The organism is Micromonospora sp. LOL_015 (genome assembly GCF_048060275.1).
GTDB lineage: Bacteria > Actinomycetota > Actinomycetes > Mycobacteriales > Micromonosporaceae > Micromonospora_E.
Window position 1 is genome coordinate 1 of record NZ_JBHMIO010000107.1, and the last position, 3303, is coordinate 3303.

General features: G+C 67.6%; 6 protein-coding genes and 1 pseudogene. 4 read left to right on the forward strand and 3 right to left on the reverse strand.

All coding sequences use genetic code 11. The features are described 5' to 3' along the window. The first annotated feature begins 261 nt into the window (after positions 1–261). Positions 262–450 (forward strand): hypothetical protein, encoded by a 189-nt coding sequence (locus ACFHWU_RS28780; RefSeq protein ID WP_416592250.1) that lies wholly within the window; start codon positions 262–264, stop codon positions 448–450. A 35-nt stretch (positions 451–485) separates the two neighbouring features. Here the strand turns inward: ACFHWU_RS28780 and ACFHWU_RS28785 are convergent. The 3 genes and pseudogenes from ACFHWU_RS28785 to ACFHWU_RS28795 form a co-directional block, all read right to left on the reverse strand. After that, a pseudogene (locus tag ACFHWU_RS28785) lies at positions 486–761 on the reverse strand (helix-turn-helix domain-containing protein); the annotation flags it as partial. 83 nt (positions 762–844) lie between these two features. Beyond that, positions 845–1144, reverse strand: coding sequence for a helix-turn-helix domain-containing protein (locus ACFHWU_RS28790; RefSeq protein WP_416592246.1), 300 nt, complete (start codon positions 1142–1144; stop codon positions 845–847). A gap of 2 nt (positions 1145–1146) precedes the next feature. Beyond that, complete coding sequence (locus ACFHWU_RS28795) at positions 1147–1485, reverse strand: type II toxin-antitoxin system RelE/ParE family toxin (protein ID WP_416592247.1); 339 nt, start codon at positions 1483–1485, stop codon at positions 1147–1149. Positions 1486–1602: 117 nt separating this feature from the next. Here ACFHWU_RS28795 and ACFHWU_RS28800 point away from each other — a divergent pair, with 117 nt between their 5' ends. Genes ACFHWU_RS28800 through ACFHWU_RS28810 form a run of 3 tightly spaced genes read left to right on the forward strand, consistent with a single transcriptional unit; the run spans position 1603 to position 3092 of the window. Next, a complete protein-coding gene (locus ACFHWU_RS28800) occupies positions 1603–1944 on the forward strand; it encodes an ArsR/SmtB family transcription factor (RefSeq protein ID WP_416592248.1) in 342 nt (113 codons plus the stop codon). Positions 1945–1947: 3 nt separating this feature from the next. Then, positions 1948–2457 carry an SRPBCC family protein gene (locus tag ACFHWU_RS28805; protein ID WP_416592249.1) on the forward strand — a complete coding sequence of 170 codons (510 nt, stop codon included), beginning with the start codon at positions 1948–1950 and terminating at the stop codon, positions 2455–2457. Further along, positions 2457–3092: a dihydrofolate reductase family protein gene (locus tag ACFHWU_RS28810; protein ID WP_416569468.1), complete on the forward strand. Its 636-nt coding sequence runs from the start codon at positions 2457–2459 to the stop codon at positions 3090–3092. Before ACFHWU_RS28805 ends, ACFHWU_RS28810 begins: the two co-directional genes overlap by 1 nt. Positions 3093–3303 lie beyond the last annotated feature (211 nt).

Below are 3303 nucleotides of genomic sequence, written 5' to 3' on the forward strand. Positions count from 1 at the left end.
AGAAGACGCAACACCAGATACTGTGTTCGGCGTGTCGCGGCGTCGGGTCGCACCGGGTACGAGGAGGAGGGTGCATCGGGTGAGAAGCGTGCTATGGGGTCTGTACGGGGCGGTGCTCGGCACCCTGCTCGTCGGCGTCGTCGGGGTGCTCAGCATCCAGGCGACCGGGCTGCGGCCGGTGCGGTCTTCGACCTGAACAACACCCTGGCCGGGATCACCTCGCCACGCACCCCGTACCTGCCGATGCTCGGGATCGCGGCGGTGAGCAGCCAGGCCATCTGGGCTCTCACCGTCGGGCCCCGGCGACGGCCCCGACGGTGCCGGGTGGGCCTGGTCGTCGGCTTCAGCGTGTCGACCGTGGCGCTGATCACCCTGTCGTTCGTCATCGCACCCGACATCGCCGCGCAGCGCGAACCGCTACCGGGAATCCTGCCGGGCTGGCAAGGCTGAATCCATAAGGGAGGCAGTGAATCCGCCGTACACCTCTGGTGAAGCCGGCCACCGAGCGCGGCGGCGTAGCGGGCGACGACATCCTGCCCGGAGATCTTGCCCTGTTCGATCTGGGAAACCCGGCCCTTGGTGACGCCCATCCGGTCGGCGACCTGTTGCTGGGTCAGGCCTCGGGCCTTGCGTACCTCGGCGAGGCGGTGCCCGACGACGGTGGCCAGCAGTTCCCGCTTGCCGGCCTCGACCGCTTCCTCGCCACCGGCCCGTTCGACGTAGGCACTCCGGACGTCACTCCAGCGCGTGTAGCTCGTCACGGCCTCACCTCCTGCATGGCACCTTTTCCTCGATCGATCTCGCAGCTGGGCAGACTCCACCACTGATCTGCTGTCAGCCTGCGTCAGGCAGCGGCGTCGCGGGGCTCGAAGCCGACCTTCAGGCTCACTCCCAGCGCCGCTGCCAGTCGCTCCAGCACCACGAGTGTCGGCACGGTCCCGCCAGCCTCGAACCGGGCCACCGCAGACTGCGTCATCCCCGACGCCGTGGCCAGCTGCGTCTGACTCCAACCGCGACGCTCGCGCAGCTCACGCACCGAACGACCGAGCTCGAATGCCAACCGCGTCGCCTCGTACGCCTCGGCGGCTTCCGGCTCAGCCAACCGCCGCTCCCGCATCGCAGCCCAGCCGCCACCCTCACCCATGGCTAGACCTCCTCCTTGCCCTCAACCTGGTGTGCCTCGTTGATGCACCGCGCCAGCGCCTGACGCGCCCGGTCGATCTCCCGATCCTCGCGCATCCGGGTCTTGAAGAAGACCGTCAGCAAGATGATCCGCCTTTCCGACTCGATCCAGTAGGTGACCCTTACCGCGTGCTGCTCAAGGTGGAACCGCAACTCACGGAGCTTCCGATCAAGCTGCTTCGTGTAAGGCTCGCCCAGTAGCGGCCCCTGCTCGGCCAGCAGGTCGACGTAGAACGCGGCTCGGGCGAACAGGGCACTCGGCAGACTCTCCAACCACTTCTCTGCTTCCGGTTCCAGCTCCACGACACCCCAGGCTATAGCATAGATGCTATAGTAGCGCGGCGGCCACAGCCTGGCCCGACGTCAGCTTGACTGCGCGACCCACTTGACCCATTCTGTTATGGGAATATGATGGCTGCCGTGGCACGAGCAGCGACGACGTCGGACGTCTTCAACGCGATCGCCGAGCCGCAGCGCCGGGACATCCTGGCGCTGCTGCGGGCGGGCGAGTGGCCGGTGACCGACCTGGCCCGGGAGCTGGGGATGAGCCAGCCACGGGCGTCCAAGCACCTGCGGGTGCTCCGTGAGGTGGGGCTGGTGCGGGTCCGCGAGTCGGGCAAGCAGCGCCTCTACGGCCTGGACGCTGGCGGCCTGCGGCCGATCCACGAGTGGGTCGGCGGGTTCGAGGAGTTCTGGAACGGCAGTTTCGACCGGCTGGACAGCTACGTGCAGGACCTCAAGCAGACACGACAGGAGCAGTGACCGATGGCAGGAGCAGAGCGGGAAACATCGGCGGAGCCGGCGACGGCCGACCGGGAGATCGTGATCTCCCGGGTCATCGACGCCCCACTGGAGCTGGTGTTCGAGGCGTTCACCGAGGTTCGGCACCTGTCACGGTGGTGGGGTCCGGAGGGGTTCAGCACCACCACGCGGTCCTTCGAGTTCCGGGTCGGCGGCGAGTGGGACTTCGTGATGCACGGCCCGGACGGCACCAACTACTCCGAATGGATCACCTGGACCGAGATCGTCCCACCGCAGCGGATCGCCCTGCTGCACGGCGAGTCCCGCGATGACCCGAACGCCTTCGAGTCGACCCTGGGCTTCGCTCCGGACGGTGCGGCGACCCGGATCGTGATGCGTACCGCCTTCCCCACCCGCGAGCTGCGCGACCAGGCCGTGGAGAAGTACCACGCGATTGAGGGCGGCGAGCAGACGCTGAGCAACCTGGCGGCCTACGTCGCCGAACTCACCCAGCGGCAGGAGGAGGGTCGCTGATGGCCGGCAAGGTGTTCTTCAGCGTGTCGATGTCGCTGGACGGCTTCAGCGCGCCCGAGCAGCAGGAGCAGGACCCGAAACTGGAGCGCTGGATGGCGCAGTGGATGGAGCTGCAGGCGTGGGCCTTCCCGCTGCGGTTCTTCCGGGAGAACCTGAAGCTGGGCGACGGCGGCGAGGAGGGGCGCGACAACGACATCGCCCGGGAAACGTTCGAGCGCACCGGCGCGAGCATCATGGGCCGGCGCATGTTCGACTTCGGCGAGCAGGCATGGCCAGCGGAAGCGCCCTTCCACACTCCGGTCTTCGTGCTCACGCACAACAGGCGTGACCCGTGGGAGCGGCCGGGCGGCACCACCTTCCACTTCGTCGACGACGGCATTCACCGTGCGTTGGACCAGGCCCGCGAGGCTGCCGGCGACCGGGATGTCCGCATCGCCGGCGGCAGCGAGACGATCCTGCAGTACGTGAACGCCGGCCTGGTCGACGCGTTCTCGATCGCGCTCGCGCCCGTGCTGTTCGGTGGCGGTACCCGCCTGTTCGATGGCGTGGACGCGTCCAAGGTCGCGCTGGAGCCGATCCGTTCGGAACCATCGACACGGGTGACGCACCTGACCTACGCCGTCCACCCCCGGTAGTTAGGCAGTACTTCCCCCGTGGGCAAGGAACTTCGTTCGTGGGAGCGTGGTTCGGCCAACTGGCTGCTAAAATCTCTTGTGCGGGACGATTTCGATCTCCCGCACAGCCTTGCCTCGATTCACCGACGCGGTTGCCGCTGTACGTCGGTCGATCATTTCTGTGTTGGGTGGTGCGGCGGGCGTGAGGGAGTCGCCGATCACGTGATCGGCT